Annotated in this window: 15 protein-coding genes; 5 read left to right on the top strand and 10 right to left on the bottom strand. The window is 32.7% G+C overall.

Annotation, left to right across the window (positions count from 1 at the left end; genetic code table 11):
- The first annotated feature begins 26 nt into the window (after positions 1-26).
- On the top strand, positions 27-794 hold the full coding sequence (locus FHG05_RS04240) for a DUF3667 domain-containing protein (protein ID WP_140996767.1): 768 nt from the start codon (positions 27-29) through the stop codon (positions 792-794).
- Between the two features lie 161 nt (positions 795-955).
- On the opposite strand, the gene FHG05_RS04235 is transcribed toward FHG05_RS04240, so the two are convergent.
- The 10 genes from FHG05_RS04235 to FHG05_RS04190 form a co-directional block, all read right to left on the bottom strand.
- Positions 956-1,534: an outer membrane beta-barrel protein gene (locus FHG05_RS04235; RefSeq protein ID WP_140996766.1), complete on the bottom strand. Its 579-nt coding sequence runs from the start codon at positions 1,532-1,534 to the stop codon at positions 956-958.
- A 286-nt stretch (positions 1,535-1,820) separates the two neighbouring features.
- Positions 1,821-3,329, bottom strand: coding sequence for a S41 family peptidase (locus FHG05_RS04230; protein WP_140996765.1), 1,509 nt, complete (start codon positions 3,327-3,329; stop codon positions 1,821-1,823).
- Between the two features lie 191 nt (positions 3,330-3,520).
- Complete coding sequence (locus tag FHG05_RS04225) at positions 3,521-3,817, bottom strand: hypothetical protein (protein WP_140996764.1); 297 nt, start codon at positions 3,815-3,817, stop codon at positions 3,521-3,523.
- 156 nt (positions 3,818-3,973) lie between these two features.
- Positions 3,974-4,537, bottom strand: coding sequence for a hypothetical protein (locus tag FHG05_RS04220; protein WP_140996763.1), 564 nt, complete (start codon positions 4,535-4,537; stop codon positions 3,974-3,976).
- 166 nt (positions 4,538-4,703) lie between these two features.
- Positions 4,704-5,345 (bottom strand): hypothetical protein, encoded by a 642-nt coding sequence (locus tag FHG05_RS04215; RefSeq protein WP_140996762.1) that lies wholly within the window; start codon positions 5,343-5,345, stop codon positions 4,704-4,706.
- 140 nt (positions 5,346-5,485) lie between these two features.
- Entirely contained in the window at positions 5,486-5,983 is a 498-nt protein-coding gene (locus tag FHG05_RS04210) for a hypothetical protein (protein ID WP_140996761.1), read from the bottom strand.
- 344 nt (positions 5,984-6,327) lie between these two features.
- Positions 6,328-6,900, bottom strand: a complete 573-nt coding sequence (locus tag FHG05_RS04205) for a hypothetical protein (RefSeq protein ID WP_140996760.1) — start codon at positions 6,898-6,900, stop codon at positions 6,328-6,330.
- 162 nt (positions 6,901-7,062) lie between these two features.
- Positions 7,063-7,686, bottom strand: coding sequence for a hypothetical protein (locus tag FHG05_RS04200; protein WP_140996759.1), 624 nt, complete (start codon positions 7,684-7,686; stop codon positions 7,063-7,065).
- Positions 7,687-7,805: 119 nt separating this feature from the next.
- Positions 7,806-8,222, bottom strand: a complete 417-nt coding sequence (locus tag FHG05_RS04195; protein ID WP_198172261.1) for an ASCH domain-containing protein — start codon at positions 8,220-8,222, stop codon at positions 7,806-7,808.
- On the bottom strand, positions 8,197-9,702 hold the full coding sequence (locus FHG05_RS04190; protein WP_140996757.1) for an EVE domain-containing protein: 1,506 nt from the start codon (positions 9,700-9,702) through the stop codon (positions 8,197-8,199). Before FHG05_RS04190 ends, FHG05_RS04195 begins: the two co-directional genes overlap by 26 nt.
- A gap of 378 nt (positions 9,703-10,080) precedes the next feature.
- Here FHG05_RS04190 and FHG05_RS04185 point away from each other — a divergent pair, with 378 nt between their 5' ends.
- The 4 genes from FHG05_RS04185 to FHG05_RS04170 are packed head-to-tail and all read left to right on the top strand — an operon-like array spanning position 10,081 to position 16,123.
- Positions 10,081-12,348 (top strand): tyrosinase family protein, encoded by a 2,268-nt coding sequence (locus FHG05_RS04185; RefSeq protein WP_140996756.1) that lies wholly within the window; start codon positions 10,081-10,083, stop codon positions 12,346-12,348.
- A gap of 13 nt (positions 12,349-12,361) precedes the next feature.
- Positions 12,362-14,563: a LodA/GoxA family CTQ-dependent oxidase gene (locus FHG05_RS04180; RefSeq protein WP_140996755.1), complete on the top strand. Its 2,202-nt coding sequence runs from the start codon at positions 12,362-12,364 to the stop codon at positions 14,561-14,563.
- A 4-nt stretch (positions 14,564-14,567) separates the two neighbouring features.
- On the top strand, positions 14,568-15,011 hold the full coding sequence (locus FHG05_RS04175) for a hypothetical protein (protein WP_140996754.1): 444 nt from the start codon (positions 14,568-14,570) through the stop codon (positions 15,009-15,011).
- A 2-nt stretch (positions 15,012-15,013) separates the two neighbouring features.
- The gene (locus FHG05_RS04170) at positions 15,014-16,123 is read left to right on the top strand and encodes an NAD(P)/FAD-dependent oxidoreductase (protein ID WP_140996753.1); all 1,110 of its coding nucleotides are present in this window, start codon (positions 15,014-15,016) and stop codon (positions 16,121-16,123) included.
- Positions 16,124-16,128 lie beyond the last annotated feature (5 nt).

Genomic DNA, 16,128 nt, shown 5'->3' with positions numbered 1-16,128 from the left:
ATATTTGAAAAATAATAGGTCAAACCATGGAGTGTAAAAATTGCTTGAACCAGTTAACTAATAATCAAAAGTTTTGCCCAGAATGTGGAGGAAAAGTAGGAGTGCAAAGAGTTACTTTTAAAACCATATTCGAAGAGTTTTTGGATAAATTCTTTAATATTGACAATAAATTCTACCAAACCTTCCTCACCTTATTGAAACAACCACAGGAAGTAATTTCGGGTTATTTAGAAGGGAAGAGGGTGCGTTATTTTAATCCGGTTTCTTATTTTGCTTTTGCCTTAACCTTGTCGGGTTTGTACTTTTATTTGGTACAAAAAGGTTTTATCGATTATGGACAAATGATGGATGCTTCTGCGGCTTCTTATGATAACGAAATGCAAAAAGAATTGGCTTTAAAAATCAATTCGTATATTGTAGAATATTCGAATGCTTTTGCGGTGCTGTTTATTCCTTTATATGTGTTTTTTACCAAAGTTTTATTCTCGAAATACAAGGATTACAATTGGGCCGAACATTTTATCATCAATATTTACCTGTATTCGGAAGCGGCTATCATTAGCACAGTGGTCTTGTTATTTTCGGCTTTTAATGCAGAAATAATAGTAGTGATTAATATGTTGATGTTTTTCTTTCAGCTGGCTTATTTTACCTATTCCCTTCGAAAAATATTTGGTCTCAGCATCCAAGCCATGTTACTGCGAGTCTTATTCTTTGTATTGTTGATTGCGAGTTTCTTTCTTTTAATCCTAATTGTTGGTGTTGTTATTGGAATTCTAACGCATAAAGGGTAAGTTGTAGTTTGAAAAAGCATTCCTTGATTTAAAAAAGTTAAAAAAAGGAAGGCATACAAACGCTATCAAATTATAGGAGATTTAAGCACATACAACAACCTAGCAAACAATTTTATTGCTATTCTACACATTGCTTAGTAGTAAAATAGGGTATGTAACGTTTATATTCTTAAGCCAATACCAAATTTTATCAAATTAACACTTGTGTTATATGTAGAATTTGGAATACCATTTTCTTTTTGCAGTTTTATAAAGTCAAATTGACCATTAACAAAAAACCTATTTGTAATATCATAGGATAAACCTAAGTTCAGATTTAGTCCACTTTGTGTATCATTAAAGTTAGATATGTCATATCCATTATTGGTTCCTGTTGCTTTAAAGACAATAAAACTATAGCCAAGAGAAGTATATGGATGAAGTTTTTCAACATTTTTGATATTGAATTCACAATAAATTTTAGGCTGTATTGGATAAGCATACACTTTAAAATTCTGTGTAAAACTATCTTTCGAATTATTAAATACTAAAAGTCCCGTATTGAAAGCAACTCCAAAATCTAAAATGTTTTTATCTATAATTTTATATTTAGCTCCAATATCGACGATTCCATTATAATTTTTTCCAATAAAATTATTATCTACTGGGATTGGATAATTTAACTCAATACTTAATTTAGATTCTTGGGAAAATAAAAATAAATTGAGGTTTAGGAATACAAATAATAATGTTTTCTTCATGATTTTTTTTAACTGAATATTATAGAAGACGAATTATGAAACTATTAGCGGTCAATTTTTTTGTCAAAAATAATTAAAATATTACTAATTTGGAGATAAGGCTACAAATTTTGAATTAATGAATTATTTTTCAGAATAGTACTCACGATACAATTACATGAAATCGCTATTAGCAGAAGTTATTTTTTCCATTTAAATATAAAAATTACACCTTTCAACTAATACATTAAGACAAGACAGCGTCATTTAAATTTTTAATGGTATATGTATCTTTTTAGGGATAGTTTTAATTTTTTTCTATTAGCTCCAATGTAAAATTCATTTGTGTGTCAATATTATTTAAGAAGTCTTCCTTATTTTGGGTAACTTCATAATCTGGAATAATACCACTATTATATTGATGATTTTCTTTTTTAGGAACATCTTGTTCTAAATTTACAACTGAAAATTCCATAATGATTTTCGATTTGGGTAATTTGTATTCCAAGGGTGTGTGCCCATTGTGCCCATAATAGCCTCCCATTGTTTCTTCTCCAACTGTTGTTGTATTTTCATTTCCAGAGAGCATGGCAGCAAAAAGGCTTCCTGCTGAAGCAATTGCCGGACTTATTAGTAAATAAATAGTACCTGTAAAAGCATTTTTATTAGGATACCAAGTTTTATGATCATTTGATTTTTCGTCTTGATAGAATTTTCCATCTTTTTCTATAGGAAATTCATTTTGAAATTCTTTGTTATACTTACCAACTACGAATGGTCTAATAAATTTTGGAATTCCAATGTTGTAATATTTTATCAATGGAATTTTCTTAAATTGAATCCAAGCTTCTTTATTTTCTTGAAAAGTTCTATTTGTTAAATAGGAATAAGTAATTAAATCATTTGGGTCAGTTCCGCCTCCATTATTACGAACATCAACAATTAGATTTTTTATTCCATTTGTATTTATTGTTACAAAAATACTGTCTAAAAATTGTTTGTACTTTTGATGCTCATTGGTAGATTCATTTCCCATTCTAAAAGTATGAATAGTAAGAATACTAGTAGTAGAATTCAACTGTTTGTAATTATACTTTTGATTCTCTTTCAAATTATAATAATAGAATTTATCAAGGGGTAAGGAATGTATTTTATTGAAATTCTCATAATATTTTTTATTTCCAACTCCTACAATGACTTTAGTTTCTAAAAGTTTTGAAGTTGGATTCAGATAGCTTACGGTGAAGGTTTTGGATAAACCATAATGCAGTCTATAATACTTAGAAAAACTGGTTCTTAAACCAATTCTTTTTCCCGTGATATTAACACCATCGGTAGAATAATATTTATACAAATTGGGTATAATCTCAGAAATTGGAATTGAATTTATTGAAATAATTTCTGCTCCAACAGGTATTTCTTTATCATCTATATTTACGAGCCATTTTCCTTCTATCCATTTGATGGGAAAGGGAAAGTAGCCATACGTTTCGTTTTTTAAATTTTCAAAATACTTTTTTGGTAAAGAAATTGTATTATGTACACTTCCTTCAAAGTCTGAAATTGTGCAAATAAGATTAAAAAAATCTCTGAAAGTAGTAAGCTTTTCAATTTGTAGATTCCCCCAATTATAAATACTATCTATTTGTTCTTTGGTTCTATATTTATAAAGTCCTGAATTGGCACTCCTTGATATTTGTTTAAAGATTTCAAAATCTTGCTTCATTTTTACCTGCGAAAGAGGATCATCAATAGATTGAGAGTTTGAAAAAAATGAAATAAAAAACAATACAATTAATGTGGGTGTAATTTTCATTATTTGGTTTTTACAAAATTGTTGCTAGCTTTTGACTAATTAGTAGCAAAAGTGTAAATTTATAACAAAAGATGACAAGTAAAAAAATGCATTTAGGATTTTTTAGGATTTATATATAAAGTGAAAACTAATCAAAGAAAATTAGGATGAACAAGCCTAGTAATTGTTAAAAAGTGAATTTGTGACTAGTATTATTTTCCTTTATCGGTATAAAAACCGAATTCTCCAGTTTCAATAGTTTTAAGTTGTAACTTATTTTCACTTCCAGGGAAAAATGTCCTGTCAAATTCTTCAATTATCGCAAACGGAATGGAATTTATAAAAATAGTATCCCCTTGAATTTTAATATTTTCATTTTCAAAGTGTAGAAAGTCACCAAAATGTTTTCCTTCCTGATATTTCCAATTTGTTTTAAGGCTTTCGTCTCTAGATTCACAACTCCAAAAAGCTAGGAATAATATTATAGATAAATAGTATGTTGGTTTCATGTTTTGACTCAAGTAAAGTGTTTAATTTTGTATTTATGTGTTGTTTATTAGTAATGTTCTAAGGCTTGACCAATATGTATGGATAACTATAATTTCTGACTAAGATAGGTTTTTCCAATGAACAAGTAAAGATACTTTATTTATAAAAGTAGCTATTTACTCAACCACTGTTAAGGGTATTTTATGAGCTTCAAGATACTTTTTAAATTCTTGATGTATAGATGCTGTAAACTTTTTGAAAATCAGATTTTTAATTTCGTAATTGGATACTAAACCTGTGCTTTTAAATTGACCTTCAACAGTAATTTTACCTTTAATTGCATTTTTTAAAAGATGAATTTGCTCTATATCTGTTTTATAGATACGAACTTCATCATCTATTGTTGCAGTAATTTTATAATTTAGGTTAGCATGTAAAGGAATAAAAGAAGTGGGTATTAATTGCTCTTTGATAACAAAATCAAAATCATTATTGGCTGAATCTGATGTAATGGCAACTATTTTTATACGTAAATCTTGATAACTTTCTCCGCCTTTAATCGAATCTAAACCCGATTTTTCAACAGACATTATCTCTTCATTGCTTACTAAATTAAGTTTCGTATTAGCTGTTATTTCTGAAGTGAAAAAATTGATATTCAAAATTCCACTTTCTCGTAGAATAGTCACTGTTACAAGAAATATAAGTACAATTAGAAATTGCTTGGATCTTAAGTTCATATTTAGTCTTTGGTTTCAAAATCTATGTTTTCGGTCTTACTTTCTTTTAAGTAAAGTAAGAGTAAACTCAAACAAATATACCAAACCATTTTATGCAGCATCGGATTAGTATACTTACTGGAGTAGTTATTCACTTTTATAATGCATAAAGGATAATAAGAGAAATTTATGAATTCTCTTGATTCCCTAAAATCGTTAACTTTTCTTCCACATCTTTGAAGTAGGGAGCAAAAACTTGATTTAATTTTGCATGGGAAAATCTTTCAAAAATAAGATAATCATTTATTTTAGTAATTATAAGCAAAAAAGCAAAAAACATTTCTAAAGTCAATTTTACATCAATATTCTTAATTGTATTGTAATGCTCCATAAAATCTTCTGGATAATGAGAACCTATTTTATTTCTATTTTCCTGAATTATCTCCAAATTGAACTTCTTTTTAAAAACTTTACGCAAGTTTGTTACTTCTTTTACCTTATCATTTTCTAAGTCTTCAATAAAAAAACGAGTTTCATATTTTTTAATAATTCTGAAACCTTCATGAACCGTTCTAATGATAGATTTTATAAAAAATAGTTGATATAAGAACAGATTACTTGTATTAAAAGATTTTCCAATGGCAATGCAATCAGTATAAACATACACTAAATTGGCACTAATATTAATATCAATTAATGTTTCTTGGATAATGGTTGGAGTTTTTATTCCCAGCGCTTCATAACTCTTAATTTTATCATTCAATTCAATAGTACTATTCAAGTAGTCAGTAGAGAGCGTTAAATTCTTTTCAAATTCTGCTATTTCCATGTATAAGGTTTAAAGATTCTTTTCCCACAAAACTAAGAATTAAAACACGAGTTTGTAAACAAAAAAAGAGTGCCTTTACGACACTCTTTTACAAATAATTCAACAACAAACTAGTAAATAGGATTATTTAAAAACTACCCTTATTCGGTAGTAGGATTATTTTTGGTAACCAATGTACTGCTGGCACTTGTATTTGGGAAGAACTGTCTCAGTTCGTCTACTTTTCCAGTAAAACCAGGCGTTTTAGTTGTGGATTTGTATTTACTAAAATCATAATCGGTGAGGGCATCTTGGTAATTGTCGTAATCGTGTACAATTTTAAAGTCACTCAACATGCGTGTAATCGTTGCCAAACGGTCTAAACGGGTATCGGCAAAAAGACGATCTTGAAAATCGGCTTCAAATTCTACCCAATCCACATCGGGAGAAGCCAAGCTACTTTGGGTTTGTTGAAATTCGCGGCATTTGTTTACCAATAACTTATTGGTTTCTTTAATGCTACCAAATTTCTGACGCTCTTCATTAGATAAGTTTTGAGTAACCGAAGTTAAATTTGCTTCAATGCTCGCCAAAGCATCGTCAATAGCTTGTTTCTGTGCTGGAGTAAGATGGTATACTCCTAAATTGTTTAATGACATATTTGTACTATTTATTTGTTATAAGAAACTATTTACAAATGATATGCCACAAATGGTATGAAATGTGTTATAAATATGTTAAATGCATGAAAAAACATAAAATTTTATGTGTCGAGGTTAAAATTTTATGTTCCCGACTTAAAATTTTATGTTGTTGAGATAAAATTTTACGTCTCCCTACTTAAAATTTTAAGTCCCAGACATAAAATTTTAGGTGTGCTACTTAAACTTTTAAGTCCTTGAGGTAAAATTTTAGGTTATTGGGGTAAAAATGAGATGTTTTAGGAAAGGAGTTCTTTGAAAGAGTTTAGTAATTGCTAAAAACGAATGTTGGGCGTTGGTTTTTATAATTTAAATTGTTGCATATCTGTAAATTCATTGCCGTCAAAATCAAATTTATAGATTTTGTTATTCCAATCTTTTGCAATTATAAGTTTTTTGGTCATTTCAAAATCATTTTCTCCACTTATCGTTACGAAAATATCTGCGCCACCATTTTGCCAAAGAATTTTACCTTGATTGTTTAATTTTGAAATTGCTAATTCTCCATGCACAATATAAAAATCATCTTTTTTATAAAGTCCAAAACAAGTAATTTCGTCTGTTTTTGTTTTCCATAAAATTTTTAACTCAGGGAGCGAGAGACAAAATACTGAATCTGAACAGCAAATTAGAACTTTATCTTCTTCTATAATTACTGAGTTTTCGAATATACCTGTTGCGCCACCTTCAGAACCAATAATTGCACTATAAATTGTTTCTGCATTTTCAAGAACTTTTATTCCAATTTGAGTGGTTAATTGATATTTTGTTTCGCTAAAATATTCAAAATCATATTTATTTAAGTTGTCTGCAGAACCGCTTTTATAAGTTTCGTCTACATAAATTTCAATTTGATATTTTTCGTGAAATTCCATTATCGTTGATTTTCGTTTCGTTCGACCAAAATGAAGCATAACGTTCAGGCACATGGCGAGGTTGCGAGCTTCGGAACCGATTATTTTCTGTTAAAGATATAATTTCTTACGAGAGAAAAATGTGATTTTTTGCACATTTTTCGCAATCTAGCAAAACCACTGTTAGCGGCTAGCTTTTTCTTTTAAGCGATTAGATTCTTTAAATGCAATCAAAAGATCTGTATAATTTGAGAAATTTATAGGTTGTCCCAATAAATCTTGTCTTCCAATTCCTTTAAAAATTCTATTTTTCTTTTTTTTCTTAAAATCTGTGGAGTAAGAAATAGTATTCCAATTAGACCAATAAGGTGAAAAATCATTCCATAAGTAACCTGTCATTATTGGTTTTTTATTGTCAGTCATAATGAATTGAATACCATATAAACTTTCTTTTAGTTTACTTAGTTGTTTTCTACCTGCTTCAGAAAAAATAATTTCGTTTTTGTCTAAATCTAACATCAAGATTTCTTCGTCTGATATCGTCGGTTCTTTATTTAATTTAGTACTGACAAAATTGAATTTCCCGGCAAAAATAATATCATTGTTTAAAGTATCAAAAGTTGTATTAGCGCCAAATTTTCTTAAAAAATCAGCATCATTTTTAATCTCATTTTCAAAGTGTTTCGATAATTGAATTCCTTCTAGATTGTTGAATCTATAAGGTGATGTGTATATTTCAATCTTATGTTTGTCTTTCGAACATGAGATTAAAAGAAGAGAAATAGTAATGATAATATTTTTAATCATTCTTATCGGTTTAAGCTTGCCGCTAACGTCCCGCCGGCTTTAAGAAGTTGGGGATTTTTGTTCCCAAACCATTCCATTAGGACTAAAGTCAAATATATAAAATTACCTTTAAATTTTGCCTAAACTCCCAATTTCTTAAAACCGCTGTTAGCAGTCGTTTTTTCTTCAATATATATATATGATTGTGGAGCACAAAATTCTTCAATAAAATCTTCTGGATCAATTTCTTTTTCAAATTTTACGACTTCATTTATTTTAATCGAAAAACCTTTTTCAACATTTTTGTAATATTCAAAAAAGTCTTTTTCAGATATACCTCCAACTTCTTTAAACTCATTCCACAAATTTATTGGTGTATCTTCAACAATGTCTAATATTGTAAAATAACCAATCATCATTTTCTTTGGCGTTGAAGAATAAATAAAAATTTTTTCAACTTCTCGTTTGAAAATTTTTTTACGAAATTCTACTTTTTTCGTTCCTTCAATTATTGCTTGTGCGTAAATTGGTTTAATCGATAATATAACGCTTGTCAAAGTATCCTTCATTTTTCAGTTCTTGATAATCGGTTTCTGATATTCTTGTAATAGTTTGTATTTTATTTTTGAAACTTTCGATTTCTTTTATTTTCGCCAATTTTACTTTCTTTTTTAAGTAAGTTATTAGCCTGAATGTAATTACGTTCAATTCCTTCTTCTCATCTAGTTTCTTTAATAAATCTTGTTGCGAAAATACAGTCTTTTTGCCAACTAAGTTCCATAGTTCATCGAAATCTTTTACTATTTGTATAGTTTCTAGAATTCCTACAGGTTCAATTTCTTGATTTGTTTTTGAAGAATAGAAGAAAAGTAAATCCCCTTTTTTAAGGTTTTTAATTTTAGAATTTGATATGTAAGCTTTTATGATTGTATTCCCTTGAATTTCATTAACACTATCTGGTGAAGTGTCAAACAAAGTTGGAACACGAAGTTTTCCATCTTTGAAAAGTTTTTCATAATAATCTGGTCTTATTGGAATTGCAAACTTTGAGATTTTTTTGCTGTCAAAATAAAAAGGATGATTATTTATAGTATTTTCATTTGATACTAATTTCTTTTTGTCCAAACATTTAATCATTTGAATTTCTAATAATCCTTGTTTATTCATAAATTCAACTTTATAGAAACCGAAAGTTTCTAATAGTTTGATTAAATGATTTTGTTTTTCGTAAACTGTTAGATATAAGAAATTTAATTTTTGATTAATACAATATTCAAACATTTTGTGAAGAAATAATTCTCCAAGTTTTATTCCAAATGCTGTGTCAGAAACTTTGAAAGTACATATTTTTAATGCTTTTTCATAGATGTTTTCTAATTGATGTTCTTCAACAGTTTCTAAATTGTAAATTAGGATTGCTTGTAATTCATCTTCAACTATTAAAGAATAGCATTTTCTGTTTTTGCTTGCGCATTTTTCTAACCAAAGATTAAATTCTTTTACACCATAATCCTCCCGTAAGCTGTCAAAAAAACTTGAATTAAATTTATTTTCAATTTCCCTAATGCTATGCTCTTTGAGGATTGGATGGCTTGGGATTTTAATAGTGAATTGTTCTTCGAGTAAAGTTAGAATTTGTTCAATGTCTAAAACTTTATCTTGAATGCCAATTTTTTTAGCATTTATATGAATTCCTTTATCTTGAGTTACTAAAACGTCTACATAGCCTTTCGATAATTGATAAAGTTGTTTATTATCGATTTCGTCATTAACTTTTTTTTCACCAATATGTTTTTTGAACTCTGTCGTTGGTTCAGTATAGTCTTTTAACTTTTCGTATTTATCAAGTTTAGACTTTATTATTTCTTTTCGATCAGAATTTTTGTCACGACTAATATCAACAGGAATAGCTTTTGGATGATATAAAACTTGACAATTATTAGTAATTGCTAATCTGTAAAATTCTGAAAACTGTTTATTGATGACTCTATTGTCTTCAAGATTAATCAGAATGTTTGTGTCAATTAATATTCTCAATTTCTGTTTTATTAGTTCTATTTTCAGACGTTGCGGTAAAAATAACCGCTAACTAGTATATATACGCTACTACCTAGCGCCAATCTACCTAATATTGGGTGTATAGGCGCTACAAACTAGCGTTTTTCAAATATATTATTTTTCTACTTACAAACGATTAAAAAAGTTTTGTAAAACCATTTAAGTTAATTGCAAGGTGTTTTAATCGCAATTTCAATGTCAATATCAATTTCAATGTCAATATCAAATTAAACCAACAACCCACAACCAACAACTCACAACCAACAACTCAAAAAAAAACAGGTATTTCTACCTATAAATGCCTGCAGTATTCTTTGTTACTTTGGGTAAACTAATCAAACAATAAACAACCCGAATATGGCTAGTACCAAAAATCAAAAGGCAATGTATGACCAGGTGGTTTCTATTTTAGATACTTTACAAGGAAATACCATTCCCAGTTATCAAGGCCTGTATGCCTTCTGGCAAAATCCAGAGGTATTCCTCAATGCGTCTTTGTATGGGCAACGCTTAATTGCTCCTCAAGACGGGCTTACGACCCAAACGACGGCTTCAGGATGTTGTGGTAGTAGTGCTCCCGCAACCCATGCACCCGATAAAACTATGAGTCCCGTAAAAACAGAAGGCTGCTGTGGTTCTCAAGAAACCGCAACGGCACCTATCGATAGTCAACCTAAACTGACTTCTTCGGCTAACTTAGCGGCTCCTAAAGTAACTACTGATTGTTGGCCTTCGGGTGGCAGTAGTGGTGGAGGTGGTGCTTTTCCAACAGTGAAAAGAAGCGACCAATCGGGTATTATCATCGGTTTAAAAGGCCAATATCCTTTCGATGGAAGTATGTTTCCTAAATTGTTATGGGACACAACCAATGAAGCTACTGCTGAACAAATTCAGTTTATTGCCAATTGGATCGATTCGGGTTGCCCGTTGACGTTAGAAGAGGAGCAAACGAATAAACTGCAAATGGTTTCCACAGCCAAAGTGAGCAATTTAGTGGCTTTAGCTCGTGGTGAAATGTTGCATGCACAAGCGCAAGCACCTACTAACGAAAGTAAAGCCAGCGTGAATGGCTTAACCGTTCGTAAAGAGGTGAGTTCGTTAACTGCTGAAGAATTGGAAACTTTTCGTGAAGCCATTAATTGCATGAATCAATACAACGACTATTGGCAAGACGATAGAAGTTTCGATTATTGGGCACGTATTCACACCAATTCGTGTCAGCACGGTTGGGAGCAATTCTTACCTTGGCACCGTTTGTATTTGTATTTCTTCGAACAAAAATTACAAGATTACAACCCCAACATATCATTGCCGTATTGGTCTTGGACCGATTATGCGGATGTAAATACGAATACGTTTAACAATTCGCAATTCGATTTAGGAGTCATTCCCGATGCATACGGTTGTTTTTTAACTGCCAAAGGGTTTGAAAAACTAAGTACGATGAAAGCCGCTGACGGTTCGTTATTGTTTTCACCCAAAGAAACCACCGCATTGGCTTCGTTAACCAAAAAAGGCACTATTTTCAATTCGGGATTGCGTTTCTTAAAAGCAGCGGGCATCGATTATGAAATTATCAATCAGAATAATGTTGCGATTTGGTCACCCAAAATCAATGCCTTGTATACCGTTTTAAAAGAAGTCAATCCCTTATGGTTCCCAAATAGATGGCCCGGTTCTTTAAATGGTACAGCTGCCATTTCACAATACCCAACCAAAGACGATATTGCCTTAATTTTAGACATTAATAACTTTGCCGATATGGGTGGTGGTTCGGCTTACGACCACTATTTTGGAGCTTTGGAAAAAGTCCACAATGGCATGCATAATTTTTCAGGAGGAACCAATCCGAATTATCCTGATAATAACAAAGATTGGGTTAAGATATACCAAAAATTAAACCTAACTCCAGATCCACAAAATTTAGACAATCCTATTTACGGTTGGATGACCGATAATCGTACTACCGCGTTTGATCCGTTGTTTTGGGGACATCATTCTAACGTAGACCGAATTTGGGCCAAATGGCAAGAACAACATACTGGTACACCACTTGAAATGGATGCGGTTATGGCACCTTGGACCTTAACGGTTAAAGAAGCAATGAGCATTCAGAAATTAGGCTATACCTATATGAGAGATTCCGTGTTTTATCCGGTTTCTAATGCGGTGGGTTTAACCCAATTTAAAGCAGCTCCTGCACAAGTCTCACAAACCACTTTACAAGCACACCGCAAAGCGGAAATTGTATTGCACCGTGTTCAAATGGGGAATTTACAAAATGCCAGTATTCGTGTTTTCTTAAACACACCTGATGCTTCTGTAGACACGCCTATTACCGATAACCCTAATTTTGTAGAAGCCTTTTCTACCTTTAACGGCAGTTGTTTTGGTGGTCCGGGACATTGTAATTTACCCTTACCCAATACGCGTACATTCGATAGAAGACCGTTGCACAATCACGAACCTCGAAATTATAAAATCGATGCTACTGATGCGGTACAACGTGTTTTAAATAATGGAGCGAAAAACATTACCGTGCAATTGGTAATCGTAGGCTTAAACGGAAAACCAGTAGAAAATGCGGTATTCATAGAAGGCGTTTCATTAAATTTTATGGATTAAAAAAACAAAACAAATGAGCAAATCATATACGACATTCAAAATACATCCTAGTATCGGAATTGCGAGATTAGGGAATTCAGACCAATTTTACATCGCTCCTGAACAACCAGGTACTTTGCCTATTGCGTGTGATACATCGGGTAAAGAAAAACAAGATGCCAATGGAAATCCGGTACGTGTTTCTTCCTTTAAAGACGATAACGATTTATCAAAAATCAAAAAGCAAGCCGCTCGTTTTCGTGTTTTTGCTTATGCAGATGAAGGCGATAGCGAAGGCAAAGAGATTCAAGTAGGAGGTAAATATAATTTTATTTATCAAACGGCAGTAACCGCTCCAAGAATAGTGGAAGGAACCGTAACTGATATTGATTGGACCGTACATTTAGCGAATAAAAAGGCTTCATGGTATGAGTTTCAGGAGACCAATGGCCAACACGGTTATGCACCTGATCATCCGTTGCGTAATCCTGAAGTTACCCAACCCGATTTAAGAAGACAATTGATTATCGATCCCGGACCTGTAACGGTGAACTTAAAGAACAATCAAGGTGCTTTTGCTAAATTTGGTTCGGAAAGTAAAAGAAATGACAACAGTAAAAATAAAAAAGTAGCCTATCCGCAAACCTTTCCACCAGCAGATATAAAACCCAATTCGATTGAGACTTTGGGGAGTGTTTTGGTCAACGAACAAGATAAAAACATTCGCTTGTTAGTCTTGGGTGGTAATGGAAATTCGGGTTCTACCAAAACTCCTGTAATAGATAATTTTGTGAATAACGACGGTTGGTTTGATGATATTTCTGATGGACCAGTTACGGCAAAAATAGAATATACGTTTATCAACATTAGCTATGATGGTGATAAAGAGATCAAAACCAAAACCAAAGCCACTATGGAAGTTCAAGTTCCAGCTTGGGTAGTGGTGGGTTATCCCAGATATGCACCAGAACTGGAAGATATGATTACCATGGACGAAACCATGTACGATATTTTTGTACGCAACATGGCTTACGAACCAAGGCTTTTTGGGGTGCCACCTTTTACTATTGAAAATAATAGTCCTACAACCCAAGAAGAATTGGATTTATGGAAAAATGCGGCGCGTTTTAATCCCGATTATTATCCTAAATTCTATAGAGATATTTGGCCTATTTTAAGAAGGCCTTACGAACAAACCACGTTTACGATGGTATTTGACCCCAGTGATGGAGGTGATCCTCACAATAGAGGTACGGGCGGTAATTTAAGTCAGGCTGCGTTATCACAACCCCCACAAAATGGGGAAGATCCTAATTTCAAGTTGCGCCAATTTGTATTGGGTATCATGAGAAAAAGTTCGCAAACCAATGCATATACCGTGGAAGGCAATGCAAAATCAGCAAACAAGCCTCGTTTAATGCCGATGTTGTGTGGTAATAATCCGTTAACCAATGTTTCGCCCGATAAGTTTTTAGCGATGCGACCTACCCAATTGTTCTTTTTAAGACAATGGGCAGCTGGTAAATTCGTCAATGAATGTCAGGAATGGGAGGAAGGCAACCCTAATTGTTCAAATCCTTGGGCATTACCACCTACAACAGGAATTGGTATCGATAGAGGCGTTTTAGGAAATGCCGTTGGAGGTGCTTTCTGTCCGGGTGCAGAAATGACATGGATTATGAAAAATCCGGCTATTTATAGTGAACCGTATCGTATCAAACATGCAACCTATGTTCCAGGGGCTTTAAGTATCCCCAAACCAATTGCAGATAAAGACGGCAGTACGGCTCCTAATCTAAAAGCGGGTTTAGAACCTGGAGATTTAACCAAATATATTGGCGTGCCTTGGCAAGCTGATTTCCATGAGTGTACCGATCAAAATGTAGATGTTACCTATGAAAATTGGAATACCATTTACCCAGATTCAACGGGTGATCCGGTGCAACAGCAAATTGCATACAATATACCTTGGTGGCCTGCCCATAGACCTATGGTGGTATTTGAATCTCTGAATGGTCCGCAAGTGTATTGGGCTTCAGGAATACCAGATAATAATGCGGGAGATTTACAAATGGTGGAAGCTTGGAAAGACTTAGGTTTCATCGTATCGAGTGGAGAAGGCAATAACAAACAATTTTATCAAGTAGAACGCAATAATGAAGCTTTAGGTGAACCCGTACAACCAGGAAACCGCATTTTAGGGCTTGGTGATACCCGTTCGAAATCAAAAAAATAAAACTATGAGTACTACAATAAATGGCGTCCCAGAAGTTCTTACCGGACTATGGACATATAGAAGTTTTTTAAGTAATCCAGATGTAACTGCTGATTTTGACAGCTTGGAATTTGGTCGAGGCACTATTAAAATTAATGAAGGTCCGATGCAAACCTTTGATGGATTGATATTTGGTCCAGGTTGGGAATTGAAATTAACTGGTTCCATTGGATATGGCAATCCTTTTACGGTTCAATTTCAAGGCAAAGGAGTAGTAGGAGGAGCCGAATGGATTTACAATTATGTGGGGTATTTTGTACCGAATTGGGTAAATGGAGTCAATCAAAGACCGGCTTTAGTTGGAACTATAGTAAGAGTTATTCCGCATCCAACAGGAGCTAATGGAGATTCCACGGCACCAGCTGGTGTTGTGGCCCAATGGATAGCCGTAAAACAAGATGAAGCATAAGGATGGAGTATGATGTAATCATAATAGGAGCAGGAGTGGCAGGTTGTGCTACCGCATTGGCTTTAAAAAAAGTCAATAAAGACTTGCATATTGCTATTATAGAACGTAGTGCATCATTAGAAAACGCTTTTAAAATAGGAGAAACATTGCCACCCCAAGCCTCTAAACAATTTCAAAATTTAGGAATTTGGGAGGCTTTTTTAGCCTGTAATTTTTCTTCTTCCTATGGAACGTCATCGGTTTGGGGTTCCCATACGGTTTATACCAATGAATATATTTTTTCTCCTTATGGTTATGGTTGGAATTTAGACCGAAATGCTTTCGATCAATTTATGATGGAACAAGCTAAAGAACAAGGAGTAGTAGTGTATTGGAATACCAGTTGTATCGATTCCACTTGGCAAAATGAAGAATGGATTTTGCAATGTAATCAGGAATCCACTACCTTATTATTGAATACACACTTTGTTGTAGATGCTACTGGTAAAAAAGCTGCTTTTTCAGCCCTACAAGGCACGGAAAAAATAAAAAAGGACAAACAGGTAGGCGTGTATCGTTTTTATGATTTAAAACAAGCGAATGCAACTGAAATAAAAGAAGGTATTGTGGTAGAAACAGATGCGAATGGTTGGTGGTATAGTGCCACTTTACCCAACCAGAAATTAGTTTTGGGGTACCTAACCGATTCTGATATTGCTTCCCATTTGAAAATGAAAGTCACCTCTCATTTTGAAGACCAATTGCAACAAACGACTATAACTGCGACAAGAGTAGCAACACTATCGGATACAACTACGCCTTTTTTAGTAGCTGCTCAAACCCAATATTTAAAATCGTGTGTTGGAGAAGGTTGGTTAGCAGTGGGCGATGCGGCTTCCAGTTATGACCCGATTTCTTCTTTGGGAATCTATAAAGCCTTAGTAATGAGTCAATGGGCGAGTTTTGCTATCCAAGATTTCTTAAAGAATGACCGTATCGGTTTGCGAAAATATCAAAATTTAGTAGCCCATGATTTTGAAGTATATGAAAAGAAAAGAAAAGAATTTTACCAACAAGAAAGCCGCTTTTCCAATACTCTTTTTTGGAAAAGAAGACATGAAATTAATATATAACTAAA

Source organism: Flavobacterium profundi (genome assembly GCF_006491645.1).
Lineage (GTDB): Bacteria > Bacteroidota > Bacteroidia > Flavobacteriales > Flavobacteriaceae > Flavobacterium > Flavobacterium profundi.
Note: the sequence above shows the minus strand (reverse complement) of the source record. Positions and strands in the feature narration are given on the sequence as shown.

Coding starts and splice junctions, on each gene's coding strand:
- FHG05_RS04205 (WP_140996760.1), bottom strand. CDS start 6,900: ATGGAATTTCACGAAAAATATCAAATTGAAATTTATGTAGACGAAACT.
- FHG05_RS04220 (WP_140996763.1), bottom strand. CDS start 4,537: ATGAACTTAAGATCCAAGCAATTTCTAATTGTACTTATATTTCTTGTA.
- FHG05_RS04235 (WP_140996766.1), bottom strand. CDS start 1,534: ATGAAGAAAACATTATTATTTGTATTCCTAAACCTCAATTTATTTTTA.
- FHG05_RS04180 (WP_140996755.1), top strand. CDS start 12,362: ATGAGCAAATCATATACGACATTCAAAATACATCCTAGTATCGGAATT.
- FHG05_RS04175 (WP_140996754.1), top strand. CDS start 14,568: ATGAGTACTACAATAAATGGCGTCCCAGAAGTTCTTACCGGACTATGG.
- FHG05_RS04230 (WP_140996765.1), bottom strand. CDS start 3,329: ATGAAAATTACACCCACATTAATTGTATTGTTTTTTATTTCATTTTTT.
- FHG05_RS04240 (WP_140996767.1), top strand. CDS start 27: ATGGAGTGTAAAAATTGCTTGAACCAGTTAACTAATAATCAAAAGTTT.
- FHG05_RS04170 (WP_140996753.1), top strand. CDS start 15,014: ATGGAGTATGATGTAATCATAATAGGAGCAGGAGTGGCAGGTTGTGCT.
- FHG05_RS04185 (WP_140996756.1), top strand. CDS start 10,081: ATGGCTAGTACCAAAAATCAAAAGGCAATGTATGACCAGGTGGTTTCT.
- FHG05_RS04215 (WP_140996762.1), bottom strand. CDS start 5,345: ATGGAAATAGCAGAATTTGAAAAGAATTTAACGCTCTCTACTGACTAC.
- FHG05_RS04225 (WP_140996764.1), bottom strand. CDS start 3,817: ATGAAACCAACATACTATTTATCTATAATATTATTCCTAGCTTTTTGG.
- FHG05_RS04200 (WP_140996759.1), bottom strand. CDS start 7,686: ATGATTAAAAATATTATCATTACTATTTCTCTTCTTTTAATCTCATGT.
- FHG05_RS04210 (WP_140996761.1), bottom strand. CDS start 5,983: ATGTCATTAAACAATTTAGGAGTATACCATCTTACTCCAGCACAGAAA.